At 29.4% G+C, this 22,786-nt stretch carries 29 protein-coding genes and 1 pseudogene; 5 read left to right on the forward strand and 25 right to left on the reverse strand.

What is annotated here, in order from left to right:
* Nucleotides 1-12 precede the first annotated feature (12 nt).
* From Q0997_RS18150 to ruvX, 19 genes and pseudogenes are all read right to left on the reverse strand, one after another.
* A complete protein-coding gene (locus tag Q0997_RS18150) occupies nt 13-1,095 on the reverse strand; it encodes a hypothetical protein (protein WP_299891562.1) in 1,083 nt (360 codons plus the stop codon).
* Nucleotides 1,085-1,747, reverse strand: a complete 663-nt coding sequence (locus tag Q0997_RS18155) for a hypothetical protein (protein WP_299891564.1) — start codon at nt 1,745-1,747, stop codon at nt 1,085-1,087. The genes Q0997_RS18150 and Q0997_RS18155 overlap by 11 nt, the downstream gene beginning before the upstream one ends.
* A gap of 116 nt (nt 1,748-1,863) precedes the next feature.
* Nucleotides 1,864-2,325 (reverse strand): nucleoside 2-deoxyribosyltransferase domain-containing protein, encoded by a 462-nt coding sequence (locus tag Q0997_RS18160; RefSeq protein ID WP_299891568.1) that lies wholly within the window; start codon nt 2,323-2,325, stop codon nt 1,864-1,866.
* Between the two features lie 12 nt (nt 2,326-2,337).
* On the reverse strand, nt 2,338-2,811 hold the full coding sequence (locus tag Q0997_RS18165; RefSeq protein ID WP_299891571.1) for a macro domain-containing protein: 474 nt from the start codon (nt 2,809-2,811) through the stop codon (nt 2,338-2,340).
* Nucleotides 2,808-3,581: a metallophosphoesterase family protein gene (locus Q0997_RS18170; protein WP_299891573.1), complete on the reverse strand. Its 774-nt coding sequence runs from the start codon at nt 3,579-3,581 to the stop codon at nt 2,808-2,810. Before Q0997_RS18170 ends, Q0997_RS18165 begins: the two co-directional genes overlap by 4 nt.
* Before the next feature lie 4 nt (nt 3,582-3,585).
* Entirely contained in the window at nt 3,586-4,185 is a 600-nt protein-coding gene (locus tag Q0997_RS18175; protein WP_299891575.1) for a macro domain-containing protein, read from the reverse strand.
* Nucleotides 4,175-4,735, reverse strand: a complete 561-nt coding sequence (locus Q0997_RS18180) for a 2OG-Fe(II) oxygenase (protein ID WP_299891576.1) — start codon at nt 4,733-4,735, stop codon at nt 4,175-4,177. Before Q0997_RS18180 ends, Q0997_RS18175 begins: the two co-directional genes overlap by 11 nt.
* Before the next feature lie 4 nt (nt 4,736-4,739).
* Nucleotides 4,740-5,291 carry an RNA 2'-phosphotransferase gene (locus Q0997_RS18185; RefSeq protein ID WP_299891578.1) on the reverse strand — a complete coding sequence of 184 codons (552 nt, stop codon included), beginning with the start codon at nt 5,289-5,291 and terminating at the stop codon, nt 4,740-4,742.
* Between the two features lies 1 nt (nt 5,292).
* Nucleotides 5,293-6,159: an MBL fold metallo-hydrolase gene (locus Q0997_RS18190; protein ID WP_299891581.1), complete on the reverse strand. Its 867-nt coding sequence runs from the start codon at nt 6,157-6,159 to the stop codon at nt 5,293-5,295.
* Nucleotides 6,156-6,674: an O-acetyl-ADP-ribose deacetylase gene (locus Q0997_RS18195; protein WP_299891584.1), complete on the reverse strand. Its 519-nt coding sequence runs from the start codon at nt 6,672-6,674 to the stop codon at nt 6,156-6,158. Before Q0997_RS18195 ends, Q0997_RS18190 begins: the two co-directional genes overlap by 4 nt.
* 4 nt (nt 6,675-6,678) lie before the next feature.
* The gene (locus Q0997_RS18200; RefSeq protein ID WP_299891586.1) at nt 6,679-7,209 is read right to left on the reverse strand and encodes a hypothetical protein; all 531 of its coding nucleotides are present in this window, start codon (nt 7,207-7,209) and stop codon (nt 6,679-6,681) included.
* Nucleotides 7,206-7,862: pseudogene (locus tag Q0997_RS18205) on the reverse strand (DUF4291 domain-containing protein). Before Q0997_RS18205 ends, Q0997_RS18200 begins: the two are co-directional and overlap by 4 nt.
* Nucleotides 7,863-7,865: 3 nt before the next feature.
* Nucleotides 7,866-8,279: an ADP-ribosylation/crystallin J1 gene (locus Q0997_RS18210; protein ID WP_299891588.1), complete on the reverse strand. Its 414-nt coding sequence runs from the start codon at nt 8,277-8,279 to the stop codon at nt 7,866-7,868.
* Between the two features lie 4 nt (nt 8,280-8,283).
* On the reverse strand, nt 8,284-9,126 hold the full coding sequence (gene prs / locus Q0997_RS18215; RefSeq protein ID WP_299891590.1) for a ribose-phosphate diphosphokinase: 843 nt from the start codon (nt 9,124-9,126) through the stop codon (nt 8,284-8,286).
* Between the two features lie 63 nt (nt 9,127-9,189).
* Nucleotides 9,190-9,876, reverse strand: a complete 687-nt coding sequence (locus tag Q0997_RS18220; protein ID WP_299891592.1) for an NUDIX domain-containing protein — start codon at nt 9,874-9,876, stop codon at nt 9,190-9,192.
* A gap of 114 nt (nt 9,877-9,990) precedes the next feature.
* A complete protein-coding gene (locus tag Q0997_RS18225) occupies nt 9,991-10,407 on the reverse strand; it encodes a DUF5606 domain-containing protein (protein ID WP_299891594.1) in 417 nt (138 codons plus the stop codon).
* 59 nt (nt 10,408-10,466) lie between these two features.
* A complete protein-coding gene (gene def, locus Q0997_RS18230) occupies nt 10,467-11,057 on the reverse strand; it encodes a peptide deformylase (protein ID WP_299891596.1) in 591 nt (196 codons plus the stop codon).
* A 91-nt stretch (nt 11,058-11,148) separates the two neighbouring features.
* Nucleotides 11,149-11,748, reverse strand: coding sequence for a T9SS type A sorting domain-containing protein (locus Q0997_RS18235; protein WP_299891598.1), 600 nt, complete (start codon nt 11,746-11,748; stop codon nt 11,149-11,151).
* Nucleotides 11,749-11,883: 135 nt separating this feature from the next.
* Nucleotides 11,884-12,294 (reverse strand): Holliday junction resolvase RuvX, encoded by a 411-nt coding sequence (gene ruvX / locus Q0997_RS18240; RefSeq protein WP_299891601.1) that lies wholly within the window; start codon nt 12,292-12,294, stop codon nt 11,884-11,886.
* A 103-nt stretch (nt 12,295-12,397) separates the two neighbouring features.
* Between ruvX and Q0997_RS18245 the strand changes: the two genes are divergently transcribed.
* Together Q0997_RS18245 and Q0997_RS18250 are read left to right on the forward strand one after the other, a co-directional pair.
* Nucleotides 12,398-13,213: a 2,3,4,5-tetrahydropyridine-2,6-dicarboxylate N-succinyltransferase gene (locus Q0997_RS18245; protein WP_299891604.1), complete on the forward strand. Its 816-nt coding sequence runs from the start codon at nt 12,398-12,400 to the stop codon at nt 13,211-13,213.
* Nucleotides 13,214-13,219: 6 nt separating this feature from the next.
* Nucleotides 13,220-14,281, forward strand: a complete 1,062-nt coding sequence (locus tag Q0997_RS18250) for a glycosyltransferase family 9 protein (RefSeq protein WP_299891605.1) — start codon at nt 13,220-13,222, stop codon at nt 14,279-14,281.
* On the opposite strand, the gene Q0997_RS18255 is transcribed toward Q0997_RS18250, so the two are convergent.
* Nucleotides 14,276-15,100: a glycosyltransferase family 2 protein gene (locus Q0997_RS18255; RefSeq protein ID WP_299891606.1), complete on the reverse strand. Its 825-nt coding sequence runs from the start codon at nt 15,098-15,100 to the stop codon at nt 14,276-14,278. The genes Q0997_RS18250 and Q0997_RS18255 overlap by 6 nt on opposite strands.
* A 24-nt stretch (nt 15,101-15,124) precedes the next feature.
* Here Q0997_RS18255 and Q0997_RS18260 point away from each other — a divergent pair, with 24 nt between their 5' ends.
* Nucleotides 15,125-15,916 carry a glycosyltransferase family 2 protein gene (locus Q0997_RS18260; RefSeq protein ID WP_299891608.1) on the forward strand — a complete coding sequence of 264 codons (792 nt, stop codon included), beginning with the start codon at nt 15,125-15,127 and terminating at the stop codon, nt 15,914-15,916.
* A 494-nt stretch (nt 15,917-16,410) separates the two neighbouring features.
* Here the strand turns inward: Q0997_RS18260 and Q0997_RS18265 are convergent, their stop codons facing one another.
* Genes Q0997_RS18265 through Q0997_RS18275 form a run of 3 tightly spaced genes read right to left on the reverse strand, consistent with a single transcriptional unit; the run spans nt 16,411 to nt 18,840 of the window.
* Nucleotides 16,411-17,175 carry a lipopolysaccharide kinase InaA family protein gene (locus tag Q0997_RS18265; protein ID WP_299891611.1) on the reverse strand — a complete coding sequence of 255 codons (765 nt, stop codon included), beginning with the start codon at nt 17,173-17,175 and terminating at the stop codon, nt 16,411-16,413.
* Nucleotides 17,168-17,962, reverse strand: a complete 795-nt coding sequence (locus Q0997_RS18270) for a glycosyltransferase family 2 protein (protein WP_299891614.1) — start codon at nt 17,960-17,962, stop codon at nt 17,168-17,170. The genes Q0997_RS18265 and Q0997_RS18270 overlap by 8 nt, the downstream gene beginning before the upstream one ends.
* Before the next feature lie 5 nt (nt 17,963-17,967).
* Entirely contained in the window at nt 17,968-18,840 is an 873-nt protein-coding gene (locus tag Q0997_RS18275; protein WP_299891616.1) for a hypothetical protein, read from the reverse strand.
* 279 nt (nt 18,841-19,119) lie between these two features.
* On the opposite strand from Q0997_RS18275, the gene Q0997_RS18280 reads away from it, so the two are divergent.
* Nucleotides 19,120-20,070 (forward strand): hypothetical protein, encoded by a 951-nt coding sequence (locus Q0997_RS18280; RefSeq protein ID WP_299891619.1) that lies wholly within the window; start codon nt 19,120-19,122, stop codon nt 20,068-20,070.
* Between the two features lies 1 nt (nt 20,071).
* Here Q0997_RS18280 and Q0997_RS18285 read toward each other — a convergent pair whose 3' ends face one another.
* Both Q0997_RS18285 and Q0997_RS18290 read right to left on the reverse strand, forming a co-directional pair.
* The gene (locus Q0997_RS18285) at nt 20,072-21,292 is read right to left on the reverse strand and encodes a glycosyltransferase (RefSeq protein ID WP_299891621.1); all 1,221 of its coding nucleotides are present in this window, start codon (nt 21,290-21,292) and stop codon (nt 20,072-20,074) included.
* Between the two features lie 2 nt (nt 21,293-21,294).
* A complete protein-coding gene (locus Q0997_RS18290) occupies nt 21,295-22,176 on the reverse strand; it encodes a polysaccharide pyruvyl transferase family protein (RefSeq protein WP_299891624.1) in 882 nt (293 codons plus the stop codon).
* A 38-nt stretch (nt 22,177-22,214) separates the two neighbouring features.
* On the opposite strand from Q0997_RS18290, the gene Q0997_RS18295 reads away from it, so the two are divergent.
* Entirely contained in the window at nt 22,215-22,781 is a 567-nt protein-coding gene (locus tag Q0997_RS18295) for an L-threonylcarbamoyladenylate synthase (protein ID WP_299891625.1), read from the forward strand.
* The last annotated feature ends 5 nt before the right edge of the window (nt 22,782-22,786 follow it).

Raw genomic sequence — 22,786 nt, forward strand, 5'->3', positions numbered from 1 at the left:
ATGTTTTAGATTCTAAGAAAAGTCTACACCAGTAATCTTTACTGTTTCAACTTCATTTTTTTCAAAACCAATGTTGATATCAGCACTACCTGAAAGCGTTAAATTATTGTGAGTTAAAGCTACAATTTTAAACTTCCATAAAATTTCGAAATCGTTATTTATAATAGATATTGGTAAAGAGTCCTTGGGTAACTCAATGGCTTCTCTTACTGAGCTAGCAATGCCTTTTATTATATGTGGTTTAGATTCATAAAAGGTATGTTTGGCTGTACTTCGTGAACTTCCGTTATCATAAGTCACTTTTTCTACTCCTAGTAATTGTGCACTAATCTCTTTTATACTTTGGTTTCGTTTTTCAAAATTTAAAACGGCTTCATAAAAATTACCTTCTATATTATTAAGTTTAAATTTAATATCTCCTACTTTTAAGGATGGTCCTAATTTGTAAAAATAAGTAAACACAAAAATGGCCAAAAACAATGCTATTACTCCATAAATAATATCAGTTTTATTATCGAAGTTTTTATACAATAGCAGGCCACCAATAAGGCAAACGACGAAACTTATACCAATAATTGCTAGAGCTATTGATTTGCCTGGTTTTAAAAGACCGCTTGCACTATTTATTTTATAATTTGCATTAGCCTTAATGACCTTTATTAAAACCTCATCATAAAAATCCGGCTTAAAAATTCCTCTAAAAAAGCTACCTATTTTAAGCTTTGACAGCTTATTGTTTCTCAATAGTTTTTCAGTCTCTTTATTAATATCTACTTTAGTTTTTAAGAGTATTGCCTGCGTAACATTGTAACCATTGTATGAGACATTATTTACAGGGCTAAAACTAAAGTCTAATACGATTGTCTGGTTAACATTAATTGACTTATACTCTTTAATTATAGTATTTTCTAAAACAATAGAATCGGTCTCGCCTTTTCCTTTATGTCTTAATAATAATTCGAGTTTTATACCATCAAGTTCTAACCTAACGTCGCTATTATTTTTAATCTCAAGAACACCTATTATTGGTTGGTAAATATTGTATTTTGTATTATCTAGCTTTATATTTATACTAACTAAATCCTTATAATTCATAAAAATCTTTGTTTAGATTTATAAAATCTTGGTAAAGTTCTCTCTCAATAGCTCTAAGATTATTTTTATTCTTCTTCAATAAAGTATGAAGATATTCTTTTTTAATCATTGGAATTGGATTGGTTTTACTTATTTGTACAAGTTTTATTTTATTTGTTACAATACGATTAAGTAATTCTATATTTAAGCTCAGTTGATTAAAATTAAAGCTTCTGTTTAGCTCTCGATTTTTTAAATTCAGGAAGCTATGAGAATAATGAGATGCAATAATTATTCTCTCTTGACTCTTTAATAATTGTAATTTATTTTTTAGTGATAAAAGCTGAAAAGAATCAACAAATAAGACTTTATGAGTTCTCGTTATATATTGCTTTTTATTTTTTTTAAGCTTATAATAATCTGCTTCTGGGAAGTAGTCATAATATAACGATTGCAAATGTGTTGATTTCCCAAAACCTTTATTACCATATAACTGAATAAAACAAGAAGTACAAGATTTAATATATTTTGCTATGGTTTCTAATTCTACTCTTGGTTCAATAGTTTGCAACAATTCCTGATCATTTAAATATGAAAACGGATTAGCCTTTAAATTTAAATTAGAATAATGATCTAAAGACAGTCTTTTAATTTCTTTCTTGTTAATCAACATTGTTAATTCCTTCTATTTTACTTTTTCTTGGTGTCCAATTATAATACACTAATTTGGTTTTATTTGGTATTGTCTTCGATGTTATACTTTGAAGTCGTATAAATATAATAATGAGTTCATAATGTTTTACCTTTAAGTTCTTTTATAGCATCATGAAGTGTATTATATTGAAGAATATCATATTTCTCACACACAATATCAATATTTCCTTTTCTCCAAAAATCTTCTTCACATACGACCATAAGTTTATTGGATTTTGCATAAAGTCCAAACTCTAATAAAGAAATAGGCGATTTAGTATTTGAAGCAAAATATATAATAATTTTGTCTGCTTTTTCTAATGCATTTAATTCCCATAAGACTTGTGCTTTAAAATTTGGGCTATCAATACTTTGTTTCCAAGAACTATCCCATTGTTCTCTTCTGGGGTTGAATACATTGAAATTATTTTCTAGTTCTTGCTCGCAAATTAGTTGCCAATCAATTGCCTTATTCATTTCAATAGATCCTGCTAAAAAAACATTCATCAGTTTTGGGTTAGCATTGTTTATTACTGTAGGTGATTTATAAACTGGCATTTATTCTAGGTGTTATTTAAAATCGTAAACAATTGTTTCAATATTATTCTTTATTAATGTCTTCTCTATCAATGGCTCAATTTCTTTCCATTTCCCTCCAGCAAGACCACATCCAATTCTAGGCATATGTACAGAAGCATTTAAACTTTCGGCTCTTTCTACTATTTTATATAACCCTGTTTCAATAGCTCGATACCGAATTGGAGCATTACCATTTTCATCTTTTCTAATCTTATGTTGATCTATTAAATTAGCTATCCATAAATTATTTTCGACTTTAACAAATTGCACCTCACCTAAATGAAAAAACTCATTTGAAACATACCATTCTCTATATGATATTTCTGGTGTTTTCCATCGTTTAGAAATTGCTAACACGAAACCTTTTCCCCAACCACCAATATCATTACAAACATGAACAATTATTTTGTTACCTTCACCAATAGGCTGAGTCGCATCTCCTTTTATGTAGTTAATAAGATTCATAATCTTCTTTTAAAGTTTATAATTCTTTTATTGTATGGTATATGATTTCTTCCTTTTTCGTCTGGATATAGTGTTCTCACAACATCACTTTGATAGACTTCTTTAGTATCAATATCTATTGCGGATAGTTTTCCATGAAATGCTGCACCCGTATCTATGTTCCATAGATTAACAGCATTAATTGGAGTTTCTGAATCAAATTTTATAGTTGGTGTATGTCCAATATAAATCTCATTATAATGCGATAACCTAGAATCTATTTCTATATGTTTCTTTTTATCAACCATATTTAAAATTCTAGCCATTTCCCAAAGTGTACGATCGAAATAATAGTTTTTAGTAAAGGTTTCTTTTTCTACACCATGCATAGAAGTAAAACCTGCATGAATAAATAAACGGTTTTCATTATCTATATAATAAGGCTTCATTTGCTGAAAGAACTTTAAATGTTGTTTTTTTTCTGCTTCTGAAAATGTCATATAACTTTCAACCGTTTCTTTACCTCCATGCATTAACCAAACTTGCTCTCCTTCTTTTGTTATTAGCCAATCTTCACACCAAATATCATGATTTCCTTTTACGAAAACACAATTATATTCTTTTGAAAACTCCATTAAATACTGAATCACTTGAGCAGATTCACTCCAGCCATCTACATAATCTCCTAAAAAAATTAATGTATCGTCTTTAGTGACTTTTATCTTTTCTAAAAGTTGTTTTAATGCTTTTAATCCACCGTGTATGTCTCCTATTGCTAGTGTTCTTTTCATAATTTTAATGATGCCAAATTAGTCCGTTTTCATTCAATTCATATTGGAATCTTTGAGCATCTCCAAATTCTTTAAATATTCTTTTCTTACCAAGAATTATTTCTTCGTAAGCTAAATACATTTGATGTGCAGCAATATGATAAGGCATTCTCCCACAACCTGTGCATAATCCTGGAATACTTACCGAATTTATCTTTTCATTCTTTTTACATGCTATTAGAATGGCTTTCATAGCTAAATAAGGGTTCACTGAAGTTGCTATATTAAAATTCATTGGCACTCGCATTGTCGGTGCAGATATTAAAAAAGGAACCTCATTGTCTCCTGTTTTTATAGTTATTGTTTGGCCAACTAACAATTCTCCTTCTTCTGATTCTTGTATTTGTTTTTGTAATTGTTCTTGTATATGCCATCCAAATCGCTCTGATAAAACATAATCTAAACTACCATCCATAAATCCAAAAGAATTTGCAGGACTAACTACTGCATCACACTTAATTTTTGTTATGTCTTCTTTAATGATTTCAACATTATCTTGCATTGAAAATTCTTTTTTCCATGCTTTTCCTAAATCATTATCTATATATATTAGTTTAATTTTCATTGTTTTCAATTTTATACATAACATCTGTTCTTAACACATACTTCATTCCAGATTCGATTGCTTTGCCTTCATGACGATGTGGATGATAAAATACTAAAGCTGTTCCTTTTTCTGGAGTTACTGTAAATAATTTTCTAAATTCTGTTTCTCCACCTTCAAAATCATCATTTAAATAGATTATTAGGGAAAAGAAACTACAGTCTTTATCACTACGTCTGTAACTCCCATCTCTATGCATTTTAAATTGTTGCCCTTTTTTATAACGATATATTCTAAACATCTCGTTAAGTCCATAAGCATTAAAAAGCCCCATTTCTTTTGGCATATGTATTTTTATTCTATCCCACAGACTATTTGCCAAGTCATTATTAAAAAACAATATCCTATCATTATTACGAACTCCTTTATTCATTACTTGAACACCTCCCATATTTATTTTAGCTTCTTCAAATTCTTGAGTTTCACTAAACGTTATATAAGCTTCGCATTCTTCTTGAGATAGAAAATCTTTAATAAGAAATATGTCTTTATGTAATTCTATTTTTTTCATAATTTCAATCTTTAAAATCAATAAACTCCGGCGGTACTTTATCTGTTAACCACACGTCATTTTTAGATTTATAAAATGTATAACCTTTATTATGCATGTCTTTTGTTCTTATACTTAAAATTATAGCTTGCCCTCTTCTACTACCTACTTTAGTTGCTGTTTCTAAATCACTACTTAAATGCACATGTTGTCTACTCATTTTTTGTAAACCTTCTGCTCTTATGGATTTCATAAACTTACCAACTGTACCGTGATATAAAAATGTAGGCGGCTTTATAGGTTTTAATTCTAAATCTATTGTTTTTATAGAATGCCCTTGATTGGCTCTTATTTTGGTTTTATCATCATTAAAAGTAAAGCGTTTTTTATCATTGGTTTCAACAACCTCTTCTAAGGTTTCCATTGAGAATCTCGTGTTATTTTTATTCGATTTTTCAAGTAACTCTTCTACATTTGCCCAACCGTTTTCGTCTAATTCTAAATTTATTTTCTGTGGATTATGTCTTAAGATTAAGCTTAAGAACTTACTTACCCTTTTTATATTTTTTTCGTTCATTTTAATTTATAGGTTTTCCGTTTAGTATGTCTTTCTGCATTACACCTATTGGCATTCTATATACCGGAATTTTAATATTATAATGTTTAATAAGCGCTTTTATCTTTTTATCAATAGTATTTATATCATACCGAGATGAAAAATGTCCTAAGACTAGTGTTTCAATGGATATGTTTGCTACCATTTCCATTACTTCTTCTAAAGAACTGTGCTTATTTTTATTGTTTTTATTTACTGTTTCATTTTTAGTTAAAAACGTAGCTTCATGAATAAGTGTTTTACAATTATCATATTTTGAGTAATCGTAAACTGGCGTATCGCCTGAGTATATTAATACATCTTGTTTTGAAGTTTCTTTAATATAATCGTCTCCTTTTTCTTTTTTTAATGCTACTATTTCTTTAGGGTTTAAACTAGAAAATTCTGGCTTTAACTTATGTTTGGTCTCTATAACTTTATAGGATACACTTTTTAACTGATTTGGTACATTTATATGTTTATTCTCAAACGCCTGCACAGAGAAACTATTTTTAATAGCTATTGTTTCTAAATCATTAATTGGTTTCCATCTTGCTTGCTCCATATGTGGATCAAACCGTATTAAAAACTCATTTAAATGCTTAAATGAATTCGCATCTTTAGGATAATGTATATTTAAAGATGTTTTTGCAAACAATTGATTGTATTGAAGCAGTCCCATTAAATGATCTCTATCTGCATGTGAAATAAATACATTTCTAATTTTCCCTGCTTTTCCTAAAAGATTAGACACCACACCATCTCCAGCATCAAAAAGAATCCCTAATTCTTCTACAAAATACCAAGTTGCAAATAATGCTGTTGAATAGCCGTGTATTGTTAGTTTCATTTTGTTTTATCATTTAAAATACTATTATAAATAGTATAGTTTTCATCATCAAAGCATACAAAATATACATCTTCAATTTCTGAATATTGTTTTACTGTTTCTATTGCTATAGTAGCTGCTAACGCTTTTGAAAACTTATAAATACCAGTGCTTATATTTGGAAAAGCAATAGAACTTAATCCATTATCTTTAGCTAGTAACAAACTGTTTTTATAACAATTTGCTAGCAATTCTTTCTCTTTTTCTACTCGCTTCCCTCCATTATAAACTGGACCAACAGTATGAATTACTTGTTTTGATGGTAAATTTCCTGCTGTAGTAATTACCACTTCTCCTGTTTTGCATTTACCATGTTTGTTTCTAATGTCTTGACAAGCTTCTAAAATAGCTTTTCCTCCTGCGCGATGTATAGCTCCATCTACTCCACTACCACCTAACAATGATGAATTAGCTGCATTAACAATGGCATCAACTTTTATTTTAGTTATATCTCCTTGTATTAGTTTAATTTTCATGATTTCAAGTATTTAAAAGATACTCTTTTATTAGAACTGCATGCGAAAAAGGTCTCCTTCCATCATCAATATTTTCATTGGTTTCATAATCTAAAAGAACAATATCTTTTTTGTTATGAATCGCTTTTAATTGTTCGATCTCATCTGAAAGTTTATTATTTAAAACCCAATTATAAGTTGGGACATAGATTAATTTTCTCGCTGAAATATAATCCAGTAATTCTGTTCCATTTCTGTGGCCTAAAGGCTTTCCATATTTACGTACCGTTCTCTTGATTCCTTTCATTTTAGTAATTAAAAACTTACTCTTGTCAATATCACTATTTAAAAATACTTTCAAACCTTGCCATATCCCTTCAACAGATTCTGAATAAAGATTCTTTGATTCTGGTACTGGGATATTTCCAATAGGGTAAAATGGACTAAACTTAACAAAAGGAAATTCACCTTTAGAAGTAACATCTATTACCTCAGAATTTGGAAAATCTTTTTGTATGTTTTCTATCTTTCGTCTTTTACTTTGTATAAAAATCATGTTCTCTTTAGTTTTTTAAATTTTAATCGTAATCGCTTATTTACTTCATCATTATCACTTATATAAGGTTTCTCTTCTGGAACCATTAATTTGTCTAACTCATGATTTAAAACATGCTGATGTTGCTCTCTTACAAAATTTGAAATATCTTCTATTTTAATAATATCTTCAGTTGCGTATTTAACTATTTCTTCGTTTCTAACACCAATTTGTATAGCTCTCCTTTCTAATTTTACGCCATATGGATCATGATCTGGATCCTATTGTAATCTAACTGAAGAGTCTCGTACTTCATTTTTCCAATCATCAAGAGAAGCATATAAATCTTCTTGAAAATTAGAATATACTGCCTTACTTAAATAACGATCAAAAGCTTCACGTTTTAGATGTATAGCTAATACAACTTCTTGACCTTCTTTTGTTGCCCAACCATTTCTATACATCATCCATAAAAAATTGGGTTTTATCCACGTCATTCTTGTGTACTTAAATGGTCCGCCAAAAAATTGTTTTTCTGTCGCAAAATTTCCTATTGCGGGTCTATAAGATTGATATACTACAATCTCATCATTATTATATTGAGCCATAATATGATGTCCTTGAGTTGGCCATTCTTTTATTTGCTCGTTATATGATTTTATATTTAATTTCATTTTTTAATCTTTTAATTTATCAATTTGTACTTGCACCAACGGATGTGATACTTTAACAAACTGCTCTCCAATACATACTTTTATAATTTGTATCTCGCCTATAATACTTTTATTAAACTGCTCTAAATCTTCAGCTGGCACCCATAATTCATTATGGATTTTTCCACCTACGTTTTCTACCTTATATTTTAAATATTCTTCTTCTGTTATTTTAAACTCTGTTACAAAACCAAGATAATTTCCAAAAGCATCAATAGTATTCCATTTAGAAGCTATTTCTGTGGCATACTCTTCATTTAAAACCGGATAAAAAATAGGCTGCCATTTTAATCTTGGAGGAAATGTTTTAAAATTGCTTTCTGCAATTAAAATCAATTCTTTCTCACCTATAGGTCTATATAATGTTACAGTTTTCATTTTTTTAATTCTTTATAATAGTCTCAAGCTGTATTTGCTTTACACCATCTTCATTAATCGTTTTAAAACTATCTGTGGTAAATATTTTTGTAAAATGTTCTCTTAATTCTTTATAACCTTTATTAAAAATTCCATGACTTACTGCTAAGTATAAATCACCTGCATTTTTCTTTTTTAATTCTTGTGCTAAGCCCATAAATGTGCCACCACCATCGCAAATATCATCAACTATTAAACAGCTCTTACCTTTTAAATCGTCTTCATATACTTTAAAGCCTTCTAGTTTTCCATTTTTTACATTTCGCTTTTTAGAGCATTCTATTACTGGCATACCTTCTAAGTATTCTGAAACTTTATAAATTTTCTTTAATGCACCTCCATCTGGAGAAATTAAGACAACGTCTTCTTTTATAGCATCTAGAACTTTTTTAATAAAATTATGATTAGTTATATCCTCACAATTATTTAATACAGCAGCAGTCACTTCTGAATGCGCATCGTAAACCATTACTTTGTTTAATTGTAATTGGTTTAAAAGATTTGCATACACTTTTACAGATAAAGGCTCACCTTTTACCATAACACGATCTTGCCTTGCTGCTGGGAAATAAGGAACAAAGACATTTATTTTTTCTATATAAAAACGACGTAATGCATCTACAGTTAATAGTAATAGACCAAAGTCATTAAACGATTGCACACGAGTAGTAATCGTTACTTCTTTTACATTTGAAATATCTGAAAGAATTTTTATATGCGGTTCTCCTCCAGAAAAGGTGAACGACTCAAACTGAATAGTATTTTCTATACCAAATGGCGTGAACTGAGAATCTAAATTTAAATACATTTGCGTTATTTTTACACAAATGTAAATTATAATTATGTAGTAACAAAATATTTTGTGTATTATTTACACAAACTTGATTTCAAAATGAAAACCATCTTTTGCTAATGCTTTATATTTCTTGGTATTAAATTGAAACAATTTTGCAGGCCTGCCACTACCAGATTGACTCATTTCTCCAGTTTCTTCAATAATACCAAAGCTCATTAATTTTTTTCTAAAGTTTCTTCGGTCTATATCTTTTTCTAAAATGGTAGTGTATAGGTGCTCTAAATCTGAAAAAGGAAAGGATTTACTTAAAAGATCGAACCCAATAGGTTGGTAATGCAATTTAGATTTTAATCGAGCTTTAGCTAAGTCTAAAATACTCTTATGATCAAACGCTAATTCTGGAATATCTGTTATAGGAAACCACTGGGCTTCTGCAGCATCTGTATCTGCTTGAATTTTAAAGTGATTTGGTTTAACCAATCCAAAATAACTTATAGATACTACTCTATTTCTAGGATCTCTTTTAGGTTTTCCAAAAGAGTACAATTGTTCTAAATAATCTATTTGTACTCCTGTTTCCTCTAACAGTTCTCGTTCTACTGCATCTTCTAAGGACTCGTCTTCTAATACCAATCCTCCTGGCAAAGCCCAAGTATTTTTAAAAGGTTCTACTCCTCGTTTAATTAAAAGTACAGATAAGTTTTTTTTAGATTCATAACCGAAAACGACAGCATCTACAGCCACTTTAATATTTTGTAACATCCTTATTTTGCGTTGAATTTACACAAAACTACACAATATCTTTTGTATTAAATACTTTTTAAAACAAAAAAGTCCAGCTTAATGGCTGGACTCTTTATTATTATTTGTAAAGTACTATTCTTCTTCGTCTGAAGTTCTAGTATCTTCTAATTGTAGTAAATCATTTTTTTGTAGCATATTATACCATTGTACTACTTTCTTAATATCACTAGCGTACACACGATCTTCATCATAATCTGGTAATACCTCAAAGAAATATTCTTCTAATTTATCTTTACCATCTTTGTGACTAATACTCGTTGGCGCACCATTTTCTTTGGTTTTAATTTTTTCTAAAACCTCGCGTAATGGCACTTCTTCTGTTAATGTATAAATAGCTATTTCACTTAATATACTAACGTTTTGTTGAATTCCAACCGTAATTTTTCTTTGATCTATTAATGACTCTGCCACAAAACCACCACGTGTTTGAGTCACTAATTTATACAATCCTGGCTTTCCTGAAATTGCTAATATTTTATCTAATGCCATACTTTTCTTTCTTTTTAAGGAGCGCAAATATCTTGTACTCTATTTTGTTTTGCAAATTTTTAACGCTTCTTTTTAATATTAGGAAATTTCATACGGTAATCTACTCTAATCTTTCCTTTACTAATATTAAGTAACTTCCCTTTTATTAAGCGTTTTTTTAATGTAGATAGTTTATCTGTAAACAATACTCCTTCAATATGATCGTACTCATGTTGAAATACACGCGCAGCTAAACCGTCTAATTCCATAGTATGTTTCTTAAAATCCTCATCAAAATATTCAATCTTAATGTTAGGCTTTCTAAAAACATCTTCACGCACGTCTGGAATACTTAAACAGCCTTCATTAAAAGCCCATTCATCTCCAGATTCTTCTAGAATTGTAGGGTTAATAAATGCATGCTTAAATGTTTCAAGAAAAGCGCGCTCTTCATCTTCTAACACATCATCTTCTGCAAAAGGTGATGTGTCTACCAAAAATAAACGTATTGGCAAACCTATTTGCGGTGCAGCTAAACCTACACCATAAGCACCATGCATCGTTTCTTTCATATTGGCAATTAACTCCTTTAAATTAGGATAGTCTTTGTCAATTTCTTTTGCTTTAACTTTTAAAACTGGATCGCCATAAGCGACAATTGGTAATACCATATTTACTATTTATTATAGATTTGCAAAAATACAACAAAAAAGGCCTTAATATAAAATATTAAAGCCTGTATCTAATTTTCTTATTATAATACTAATCCTCTATAACTATCTTTTTAATAATTATATTTTCATTGTCAAATATTTTTAATATGTATATACCATTAACAAGTTCTTTAATATCTAGTTCAGCTTCATTTTTGTCATTAAAACTTTTTCTATAAACCTCCTTACCCAAAATATTAATTAATGATATGTTATAATTTGACTTCTTAGGAAAATTAATATTTAATGTTATTTCGCTTTTTACAGGATTAGGATATATAGTGTATTCCTTTTCTTTTATTTCAAAATCCTGATTAGACAAAGTTACTAACGCTCCATTTATATCATAGGTACAGAGCAAGCCATTACCGTAATCAACAGTAACATCAAATCCTGTAGGAGGAGTTTGTCCTGGATCAATTACATAATCTAAATTACCGCCATTACAGCTAACATAACTGTAAGTTAAACCATCTATTAGAATAGTAAGAGGCCAAGTAACGGTATTACATCCATTTTGCCCATTTGATAAAACAAAAGTGGGTTCAGAAGTTGTACTATTCTGCTTAATAGATTCCGGACATTCTGTTTGTCCATAGGTTTTTGTAAAAAACATAAATACAAAAAATAATAAAGTATTTTTTTTCATAATATTAATCAATTGCTATTGAAAACAAAACTATAATAACAATACCTTTTTTTTTTCTGACACTAGATCAAAATTAGACATAATCGATTAAATGCACTTAAAAACGATAAAGAGTATTTTAATCAACAAAACAAATTATTGGTTATATAGATAAGACTGAAGTATTATTGTGGCACTAATTTCATCAACAAGTGCTTTGTTTTGTCTTTGTTTTTTCTTTAATCCGCTATCTATCATGGTCTGCATAGCCATTTTAGATGTAAAACGCTCATCAACTCGTTTAATAGGAATCTCCGGAAAAAAAGTTCTTAGCTTACTAATAAAAGGTGCTATTATAGCTTCACTCTCACTAGCTTCATTATTCATTTGTTTAGGCTCACCAACTAAGAATAATTCTACTTCCTCTTTCTCTGTATAGCTTTTTATAAAATCTAACAGCTCTTTTGTAGGAACAGTAGTCAAACCAGAAGCAATAATTTGCATATCGTCTGTAACGGCTAATCCCGTTCTTACCTTACCATAATCTATTGCTAGAATTTGAGCCATATTAATTTTTGTGCAAATTTAATGTTTATATACATTATATGAATAAAGATTATGCCATAATTACATTTTTAGGATTTATATTTGTAGAAACTTAAAATAAATAATGACCGATTTACAACAAATTATAGAAAATGCATGGAATGATCGTGCTTTACTAAGTGAAGATAGTACTCAAGCTACAATTAGAAAAGTAGTTAGCTTATTAGATGAAGGCACATTACGTGTTGCTGAACCAACAAATGATGGTTGGCAAGTTAATGAATGGGTAAAAAAAGCTGTCGTTTTATATTTCCCTATCCAAAAAATGGAAACTTTAGAAGTTGGTATTTTTGAGTTTCATGATAAAATTCCATTAAAAACAGGTTATAAAGAAAAAGGCATTCGTGTTGTACCTCATGCAGTTGCAAGACATGGCGCTTATATATCTGCTGGAACCATTTTAATGCCTAGTTATGTAAACATTGGTGCTTATGTAGATGAAGGTACAATGGTAGATACATGGGCAACTGTTGGTAGTTGTGCTCAAATTGGTAAAAACGTTCACTTATCTGGTGGTGTTGGTATTGGTGGTGTTTTAGAACCTTTACAAGCTGCTCCTGTAATTATTGAAGATAATGCATTTATTGGCTCACGTTGTATTGTTGTTGAAGGTGTTCGTGTTGAAACAGAAGCTGTTCTTGGTGCCAATGTTGTATTAACTGCATCTACTAAAATTATTGATGTTACTGGAGACGAACCTGTAGAAATGAAAGGTCGTGTACCTGCAAGATCTGTTGTTATTCCTGGAAGTTATACTAAATCGTTCCCAGCTGGAGATTATAATGTACCATGTGCCTTAATTATTGGAAAACGTAAAGAGAGTACAAACAAAAAAACGTCTCTTAATGATGCTCTAAGAGAACACAATGTTGCGGTTTAATACTAAATGAAGATATTAGTTATACAACAAAAAATGATTGGTGATGTACTTACTACAAGTATTTTGCTAGAAGCTTTGCGTGGTAACTATCCTGATGCAGAATTACATTATTTGATAAATTCGCATACGTTTTCTGTTGTTGAGAATAATCCGTTTGTAGATAAATTCGTTTTTTTTACTAAAGAGATAGAACAGTCGAAAACTGAATTTTATAAGTTTTTAAAAACTATTAAAGTTGAAAAATACGATACAGTTATAGATGTATATGGAAAACTAAGTAGTAACCTTATTTCTTATTTTTCTAAAGCAAAAACCAAAATATCTATTAAGAAGTTTTATTCTTCTTTTATATATACACATACATTTAAAGATTCTAAAATTGCCAAAACCAATGCTGGTTTAGCTATAGAAAATAGAATGCGACTGTTAGATCCTATTATAAAAAGAGAATTAACAGTTATTAAACCAAAAATATATTTAACCGATGTTGAAATTAAAAAAACTGAATCTTTTTTAATTGATAATAATATCGACTTACACAAACCTTTAATTATGGTTGGTGTTTTAGGTAGTGACTTATCTAAAACATATCCTTTTGAATATATGGCTATGGTTCTAGACTATGTGGTAGAAGTAATACCTAATGCTCAACTACTATTCAACTATATACCTAAACAGTTAGAAGATGCAAAAGCTATTTTTAATTTTTGCAAACCCAATACACAACAGGCTATTTTATTAGATGTTTATGGTAAAAGCTTGAGAGATTTTATTTGTATCACCCATTTTTGTAATGCACTTATTGGTAACGAAGGTGGCGCTGTAAACATGGCAAAAGCATTAAATACACCAACATTTACTATTTTTTCTCCATGGATAGATAAAGCAGCTTGGAGTTTATTTGAAAACGGTAAAACAAACGTTTCTACACATTTAAAAGATGTGAAACCGGAGTTGTATGAGACTACAAAACTTAAAAAAATAAAAGAAGCGTATGCTACTTTTTACAAGCAATTTAAACCTGAATTCATTACCAATAAACTAACTGCTTTTTTGAAAGGTTTATGATTCTTGAAGAATACCATAATTGGTCCATTTTAAATTCTCCTTTTTTACAACTGCCCTTATTTTCTGATTTTTATCAATAGCTTCTTGATTGACATAACCTCTTGCATGATCTAAATGTAAACAAATAGCATTATATCTAATTTGTTTCGATTTAATTCCCATATTAAATAATCGTTCTCCCATTTCCCTATCTTCACCGCCATACTGCATACGTTCGTCGAAACCATTTACAGCTAAAATATCTTTTTTCCAGCCTGAAGCATTATGGCCATTCCAACTTGCGTTTGTGGGCGTAACAGCATTTAAAATCTTTGCTTTAATTGGTGAAGCATTTAATTTATTGTTTTTAAAAGATGATTTTAGTCCATTTGCTAACAGCCATTTTAAATTAAAACAGTCTTGATTCAATATATTTTCTTTTGAAATTGTTTCTGAAATAGACATAGGTAATTTAAAGTAACCACCAGATAAGAAATAACCTTTTTCCCTTTTATTAATATGAGTAGACACAAAATCTTGTCTTGCCATACAATCGCCATCACTCATTAAAATATAATCTGCATTACATTTTAAAATGGCTTTATTTAAAATCATTGTTTTTTGAAATCCATTATCTTCATGCCATACATGAATAATAGGAAAAGACACTTCGGTTTGCATACGCTCTAATAAATCGAAAGTTGGTTGTTTAGAACCATCATCTGCAATAACTATTTCGAAATTTTTGAAGCTTTGCGCTTCATAACTCCACAATACTTTTTCTAGCCAAGCTTCTGCATTGTAAGTGCTAATAATTATTGATATTTCTGGTTTTGCCATTGATTTATTATAAAGCTATTGAATATGGCAAAAATAGTTATTTTTACACAAAACTTTAAGGTGACCAAACTAACGGCAATTATTCCTACTAAAAATGAAATTGACAACATTGAAGCTGTCATAGCTTCTGTTGATTTTGCTGATGAAATTATTGTTATAGACAGTTATAGCGAAGATGGTACTGCAGAAAAAGCGAACACTTTAGCGACTAAAGTTATACAACGTGAATTTGATTTTTATGGTGCTCAAAAAAACCATGCTATTTCTCAAGCCCAATACGAATGGATTTTACTAGTAGACGCAGACGAACGTGTTACTCCAGAATTAAAAACTGAAATTCTTTCTGTTTTAAGTCAAGATAAAATACCTCATGATGCCTACAATATAAAACGTATTAATCATTTTATGGGGCAACGTGTTCATTATAGTGGTTGGCGTAATGATAGTGTTATTAGGCTCTTTAAAAGAGATACTTGTAAATATGACGACCGCCATGTACATGAAGCATTAAAAGTGAATGGCACTATTGGGCAATTAAAGCATAAATTCTTGCATTATTCTTATCGCAGTTTTGACCTATACATGCAAAAAATGAATCACTATGCTAATTTACAAGCTAAGGATTACGATAAAAAAACAGGACGTTTAACTCCTTATCATTTTGCAATTAAACCGTTTTGGGGCTTTGTTAAACACTATATTGTGCAAAGTGGTTTTCGTGATGGTCTCGTTGGTTTTACTATAGGTTTTGTACAAGCCTATGTTGTATTTATGAGGTATGTAAAATTGTGGTTGTTACGTAGGAATAGGAATTAAAATACTTGTACTTAGTATGCCTAGCAAACCACCTGATTATCCTATATTATATTATGTTGTAAGATTGATTAACATCTTTTGTGTTTTAACTTACCTTTTTTTTATTCTTATAGGCGTGGCTTACATATCTATGTATTTATTGGTGTCTTTTTATATTTGGATATTAATCATCCTTTCTATTATTGAGATTGGATTTGTTATTAATGGAGATAAAGAACTATTTAATTTATATAAAAAAACGAATATCTTTTTTTTAATTATTTATTTCTTAACCATTATTATTGTTCTCTATCCTTTTATTGCTTCGATTTTTAGATGAAATTGACTTATACAAAATATTAAATTAGCATAAAGATGAGCTAATTATTCATCCTTTTCTATTCAAAATACTGTTTTTATTTCAAGTTGTGGTTATCACGAAAAGGAAGACTATAAAACTTCTCGATACAATTTGTATCGTACCTCACAAATCACTCGAAGTGACGTAAATTAAATTAATCGTACTTTTTCCAAAACTTAATCTTTTGCTTCAATCGTCTACGTCTGTGATATGAATCTTGAAAGGCTTGTGTTTCTTGCCACATTAAATTGAACACTTTATCGTAATCTTCATTAATTAATTTTGCGTATTCATCACTCATAACTTCTATCATACTTTTATGAATAGTAAGTTTAGCAAAGTTTTTAATGCGTTTTTCAAACGTCATAGTTTCAAAATTCATTCGGTTTAAATCAACCAAATAGAACTTATAATCTCCATTATTATATTCTATTAGAGTATTACCTGGTGAATGGTCTAAGAAATTAACACCTTTTTCATGGAGTTTGAATGTAAATCTTGTAAATGCTCTTAATATCGCTTCATGGTTAGGAATATTAAAATCTGTAGTGAGTTCGCGATAGGTAATATCGTCATTTAACTGCTCACTTAGATAATAGCTTTTTCCAAAAAGCAAACCAGAATTCATTTCATAAAACGCTACAGGTTCAGGAGTACCAATAGCTAATGCTTTAAGTTTATTAGCATACTCGAAAGAGCGTTGCGCTTTACTTTTTCTAAAGAATTTATATACGACTTTGTTTATAGCATTTGGCTTTTTAAAAGACTTAGCATTTACTATTTTATCATCTAATTTAAAAAGACGTAAGCTGTTTCTGTCTTGATTACCATAAGCTTCGCCTTCAGTTTCATAATTTAAAATAAAATGATCTAAAGCTTTTGTATGGTTATGATATGATGGATTGATTACTTTACGCATGCTCTAAATATTTATCAACGCCATTATCTGCCCACGCAATCTTATCGTTAATTGTTTTTTGTTCTATAGAATCGTTAGCCTCTACTCTATCTTTAGATTTCTCTTTATGCCAAATATGGAATACAATGCCTCGATAGCGTAATCGTTTTGCTTTTACTCCTTTATTATGCATTCGTAACATAAGCTCACTGTCTTCTCTTCCCCAACCAGTTATATCTTCATTATAGCCATTTACAGCTATAAAATCTGATTTAAAATATGATGTATTGCAACCTCTAAATTTCTTAGAAAAATCGTCTTGTTGTTTATACATGCTACTTAAAATTGGAGAATGGATAGCTCGCGTACGTTTTTTTATACCTTTAGAAAACGGATTAAATTTAATCTGTTTTTTTGCAAATAAGGTTTCTAAATAGGGTTCTTGAATATTAACACGAGAACCAAACAAATACGTATTAGAAGCGGCAAATGCTAGATGATCTTTAACAAAGTTATAATGCATAATACAATCACCATCGACTTGAATAATGTAATCTCCTTTTGCTTTTGCAATGGCTTGATTTAATATATGCGATTTTCTAAAACCATTATCTTCTTGCCAAATATGATGTACTGGTATTGAAAAACTCGTTTTATATTGATTTATTATAGCTTCAGTCTCTTTTGTAGAGCCATCATCTGCTATAATAATTTCATCTGGTAACTGTGTTTGAATCCTAGCGCTTTCTAAAACCAAGTTTAAAGCTTCAGGCCAATTATAAGTTGCTATGATTAATGTTGATTTCAAAGCTATTATTTGAATAAATATTTAAAAAACTGCCCTAGGTTTTTCTTGAAGATAAAAAACTTAGATTTATACAAACCTTGCTCCTTTTCGTTTTTAAAATTCTCAAAAAGTTCTGCAAAATTTGCGCCTTTTACAAAGTCTAAGTATTTCCATTTTTCTGGTTCTAAAAAGAAAAAATCCTCCATTTCACTATAATTAGATTCGTTAACCGAATCCCATTTTTTCATAAATCCATCTACATCTACTTCTTCGTTATGTCCCCAATTAGTCAATTTTGTTATTAAATCTTCTCGATCTCTAGAAATACTTTCGTGTAAGATTAAAGCATTAAAATAAATAACTTTACCGTGGGTTTTTCTACCAATTTTATAATCTGGATAGTTAGTAGCTACTACAGTTTTAGTGGCTTCATTAACATACAAATATCCATTTTCTGTCTTTTTATATAAACTGACATGAAATGGCTGTATTTGAATTTTTTGCTTTTCAGGATTGTCTAAGTATGAATTTTTACTTTTTAGAAAGTTTACAAAACGTTCAAAGTTTATAAAATATTCGTCGGCGTCTAATTGAATAATCCAATTACCAACGCCCATTTTTTCAGCCATCATTTTACGCTCTCTAACCTCACATTCCATCGTGGTAAGTTCTGGCTTACAAAAATTATCTTCGTAGATTTCTATCTTATTATCTGTATCAAAATCTTTTATCCATTGAAAAAAACTATCTTCAATAACTATTGGTGATCCATTCCAGGTTTTACGGTCAATATCAACTGCTAAGAATATAGTATCAGACAACTTATAAACTAAAGGAATAGCATTTTTTAGCAACTCATAATCGTAAGATACTAGAAAGCCAACTTGAATTTTTTTCATATAGATAGGTTCTGTTTTTAAAACAAAAAACAAAGATACAATTCTTTAACATACATTGATACTAATACCATTTTCACTTTGAATTCGCCAAATTAAAATGCGCCTTTTATAATTCTAGTTTAATATAAAAAATAACCGTAATTAATACTATGCTTACTTTTTCTATTTCCTATAATTTCAAAATCCATCATTTTTCTTTTGAGCAAATTCAAAGCAAAATTGGTATAACAAAAAACTGTACCTTTGAAAATATTTTTTTTTAAAGCTTAATTACTCTTTATGAAAATAACCTTAATTAGTTTTGATTACTGGAATTACGACCATCATATCGTTAAAGCTCTTAATAAGAAAGGTATTGAAGCAACACATATTGATATAAGTAAGTTTAAATATGAGTATAAGTCTGTTTTAGAAAAAACAAAAAACTTCATTTTTAAAACATTTTTAAAACAGAATATAAAAAAGATTAAACGTCAAGAATTTATTTTAAATGAATTAAATCGTTTAGGAAAACAAGATGCAATTTTAGTTATACGTCCAGATCTAATTTCATTACATATTCATCATAAAATTAAAACATATACTAATAATTACATCTCTTACATTTATGATAGTTGTGTTCGTTTTCCTGTAGACCATTTACTTGATAATATTTTCAACACTATTTATTCTTTTGATTTAAAAGATGTTAAAAAGTATAACTTTAAGCATATTACAAACTTTATATATTTAGATAAACAACCGATAAAAAAAGACTATAAATATGATGCTTTTATAGTGTTATCTCCAGACGAAAGATTAACACAATTAAATAGTATTGCGCAGCAATTTGACGCGTTAAATATTAGTCATAAATTTGTTACTGTTAGCTCGCGAAAACCTGCTGGACTGTATAAAAACATTGAGCATACAGATAAAGAAATTAAAACTGAAGCTTTAAAGCAGCACCTTGAAGACTCACGAATTGTACTAGACCTTGTGCGCGATGGTCATAATGGTTTAAGTTTTAGAATTTTTGAAGCCTTAGCTTACCAAAAGAAAATTATAACTACTAATACATCGGTTAAAAAATATGCTTTCTATAACCCTAATAACATTCTGGTTTTAGACTCTAAAAATCCCAAAATAGAAGCCGACTTTTTCACTACAGACTATGAAATTTTGCCTGAAGAAATATATCATCAATTTACTGTGGACCATTTTGTAGATACTGTTTTTGAACTTAAATAAGTTATTTAGATAGTACTACATCTATAGTATTGCTAATATGTTGCAGAGAAAATGGTTGAATAATTTTTTTAGAATGCCCGCTAGCTGCTTCCCATAATTCATTATTAGTATACAGGGCAATTATGCTATCTGCAAAGTCTTTTGCATTATTAGCTATCATTGTTTCATTGTATGGAGAAAAATCAAAACCTTCTGCTCCAATATCTGTAGTTACAACTGGTAAACTATATTCAAAACTTTGACCTATTTTCCCTTTTACTCCTGCTCCATATTTTAAAGGTGCTACAAATAATTTTGCAGTTTTGTAGTATGCTGCAACATCTTCAACAAAACCTATAACATTAAATTGTTCTGAATGTAAGGCCAAAACTGTTTCTGTTGGATAACTACCAACAATATTTATTTTAATATCTGGATGCTGCTCCCATACTAAAGGCATAATATCATTATATAAATACAAAACAGCATCCTCATTAGGCATGTGTTTAAAACCACCAACAAACAGTAATTCGTTACGTTTTTCAGGAGTTATAAATGTTTCATTTTTGGGAATATAATCATGAATATTACCAATAACTACCATTTTAGAAATAGTATTATAATGTTTAATAAGTTCTACTTTATCATCTTCAGAAATTACTATAATACTGTCTGCTTTTTTACAGTTGTCTATCTCAATTTGTAAATAACGTTCTGCTTCAGCTTTAGTTTTTGCATCTTGATTATCTTTCCATTCTCTACTTAAGCGCAAATAATGAAAATCGACCATATCGAAAACCAATTTTATGTTAGGATTATGCTTTTTAATTTGTGTATTATACTTTTCAAAAATATTTGGTCTATGTAACCAAGCAATATCTAATTTTGATGCTATCTTTTCAATAAATAACTCTTTAGTTAATAAAGCACCATTTTCATCTATTGCGGGTTCGTATACATTAACACCAAGTGCTTTAAACTTCTCTATATAATCACTGTTGTATTTATATTGTTTTAAATCGGCAACTAAAAAAACCGAAACGTCTTTTTCTAGTAAGAGTTTTATAATTTCTGTTAAACGTCTCGAGCCAGAATCTTTATTAAATTCTGGTATAATTTGATCTATAATCAAAACATTTTTAGACGAAAAAGAAAACGAATCTATATTAAAAAGCACCTTGTTTTTAAGGAGTTTCTTTCTTAGTTTATTATTTCTGAATTTTGTTTTTAGAGCTTTAAACATTATTAAAAATATTTAGATTTAAAGGCTTCTACTTCAGTTTTCATTTTACTTATCATTGTTTTCATCACTTCATCTGTAGATAACATAAAAGGCGTGTTTTCATGATGCTTAAGCTTTTCAATTACATGCTTCTCATTTGCCTTTCTATAAGCAGATTTAGATATTTTAAACCATTTTTTTCGTCTTAAAACAGGAGCTTCAATAAAATCATTTTCAGTAATATCTATAGATAACATCCAATCGTTCCATTTCCATTCGCTTACGCGCTCACCTTCGTACATGTGCGCATTAAAACGCAATCGTTTCCATGGTACTCTTAACGCATCTGCCAGTATACTACCATGCATTGCTTCACTAATAACTTGCTCGCTTTGTACAATATCTTTCATAAATTGCTCAACATCATTATTGGTTGGCAAAATAAGATTCCATCCTAAAGTATCGCATATAGACTTCCAATCTACTTTATCTAAAGATTTAAAGTATGGAATAAAACTAATTTTATGTTTTTTAGGCAGCTTAAGATACTCTTCATATTCTGGTAGAAGTGCAAAAAAATAAGCACCATCTGCAATGTAGTTATTAGCTTCTTTTGTTAACCTTAAAGCACTGTATGGGCCACGAACAAATCTAATATCCCAAGACTCATCAAAATTAAAATTTTCGTTTATTGAGCGTACACCTGTGCTAAAAATCACTTTTTTATCACTCTCATTTGCAAGGTCAATAAACTTAGAATTCCCCATTAAAATGGAGCCAATTCCCATGAAAGCTATATCGTTTCGTTTATTAAAAAAATCTGAACCAAATATTTTTGGCCATAACCATAGATTTAAATCATCTCCAAAATTACCATGATCTGATTTATAATAAACTAATTTCATTTACTTTTGTTTTGAGCAAATATATAATAAAATTGAGTGTGGACATTAAATTACTTCTTAGCGAAACCGTTACTATTTTAAAACAAGGCGGCATTATTTTATACCCAACAGATACCGTTTGGGGTATTGGCTGTGATGCAACAAACTCATTAGCAGTTCAAAAAATTTATAAGTTAAAACAAAGAGAGGATTCTAAAGCTTTAATTTGTTTAGTAAATAATTATAGTATGCTAGAAAAACATGTTGACAATGTTCCTAAATTAGCCTATAACATTCTTGATCTTGCAGTAAATCCTACTACAGTTATTTATGATAATCCTGCTGGAGTATCAGAAAACTTAATAGCAAGCGATAATACATTAGCTATTAGAATTGTAGATCATGATTTTTGTAAAAAACTCATTAAATATCTTGGTAGACCATTAGTTTCTACCTCAGCAAATTTAGCAGGTGAACCAACACCAAAATCCTTTAAAGAAATAGATGAAGCTATTATAAAAGGTGTGGATTATGTCGTAAATTTGCAAAAAGAAAAAGTAGCTAAAAACCCATCTACAATAATTAAGTTAAGTAATAGTGGTGGCGTGAAAATTATTCGCGAATAGCTAGG

It is taken from the genome of uncultured Lacinutrix sp. (assembly GCF_947500325.1).
GTDB lineage: Bacteria > Bacteroidota > Bacteroidia > Flavobacteriales > Flavobacteriaceae > Lacinutrix.